This is a genomic window from Synechococcus sp. R6-5 (assembly GCF_047461775.1).
Lineage (GTDB): Bacteria > Cyanobacteriota > Cyanobacteriia > Thermostichales > Thermostichaceae > Thermostichus.
In genome coordinates this window covers 1-552 of sequence record NZ_JANSHV010000391.1, presented here as the reverse complement: position 1 = coordinate 552, position 552 = coordinate 1, and the positions used below count along the sequence as shown (strand labels likewise).

The 552-nt window shown below is 60.7% G+C and carries 1 protein-coding gene; it reads right to left on the bottom strand.

The window, feature by feature from the left end; genetic code table 11:
* A partial coding sequence (locus NW818_RS13930; protein WP_414424895.1) for a hypothetical protein occupies window positions 1-455 on the bottom strand: 455 nt, incomplete at its 3' end.
* Between the last annotated feature and the right edge of the window lie 97 nt (window positions 456-552).

Genomic DNA, 552 nt, shown 5'->3' with positions numbered 1-552 from the left:
GCGTCGTGCAAACCCGAAAGGAGCACGCCGCGCCACAGGAACTCTTCCGCCAGCACAAGCAGCGGGAAGAAAAAGACCAGGCGCATGCCGATCAGGATCTCTTCCATCTGCGCCATCGGCGCACCACCTGAACGGTAGTACATATAGGTGTTGATATTGTCGATCACCAGCAGCGCCAGACCGATGCCGCCGCCCCAGGCCAGCGCGCGCTTCAGCCCGCGCCCGGTGATCCACATGGCATCCCACAGTCTATCGCGTATCCCCAGCGCCAGAGCAACGGCGAGCGAGCCGATCACGTAGAGGAAGAGTGCGGGCCATTCTGCCAGCGGGGTAAAGTGACCAACAAGCCCAACGAGCCAGACCGATCCGGCCAGCGCGAGACCCGCCATCAGGCGGATGCGCACTGATGACTGTTCTGCCGCGAGGGATGCGTTGCTGCTCAGCATCCGTTCCATAACGCCATCCTTTCGGTTTGCATGTGGCAGTCGGAACGTCCGCTATTATACACCGCACCAGCGTTGTGTTTCACCAGATCTGCGCAATGTGCAATGA